Genomic DNA, 651 nt, shown 5'->3' with positions numbered 1-651 from the left:
AACCGCTCCCTCAGCCGCCCGCTCAGCCCCGTCACGTCGAAGCGGTACGAGCGGTGCATGTTCCGCACCCGGCCCAGCGGGCGGCCGTCGAGCAGGATCTCGGCGACCGTGTCGAGGCCGTCGAACACCAGGTCCGTCCGCTCGTGCGCCGAGTCGCCCGCGGATAGGTCCCGTTCATAGGTCCATGCGCGGCGGCCCACCCACGCCACCTCGGTCTCGCCCCGCCCGAGGAACGGGTCGGGGATCAGGCCGGCCGCCAGCAGGTCGGTGTGCACACACCCCGGCACCGAGGCGGGGAGCGCCTCCCCCGTGCCGTCCGGGTGCCGCAGGATCCATCCGTCGGTGAGCGGTGTGACCTGACGCATGCACACTCCCTAAACCGGTTGAGCCCTGGGCGGGCAACGTTTTCGTATCGTTGGCGCAATAGAGACTTTACCGGTTCAGTGAGGGGCTGTCAGAGTGCCGAACCAGCCAACCCACCCGTGCTCGTCCGCCCCGTGAACGGAGCTGGTGCACATGAACCGCCGCACAGCACTCGCCGGATCGATCGCCGCCGTCGTCGCCCTGCTGGCCTCCGCCTGCACCGGGTCGGGAGGTGCCGCGACGGGCGCGGACGCCGAGGCCCCCGACGACCCGTCCGAGGTCAAGGGC

At 71.1% G+C, this 651-nt stretch carries 1 pseudogene; it reads right to left on the bottom strand.

Going from position 1 to position 651, the window contains the following annotated elements:
* A pseudogene (locus tag LPA54_RS34685) lies at positions 1-365 on the bottom strand (glycoside hydrolase family 2 protein); the annotation flags it as partial.
* Positions 366-651: the final 286 nt, after the last annotated feature.

Origin of the sequence: Streptomyces sp. DH12, assembly GCF_020873895.1 — a bacterium.
In the GTDB taxonomy this organism is placed as follows: domain Bacteria; phylum Actinomycetota; class Actinomycetes; order Streptomycetales; family Streptomycetaceae; genus Streptomyces.
The sequence above is the reverse complement of the archived record's forward strand: the minus strand, read 5'-3'. Positions and strand labels throughout refer to the sequence as shown.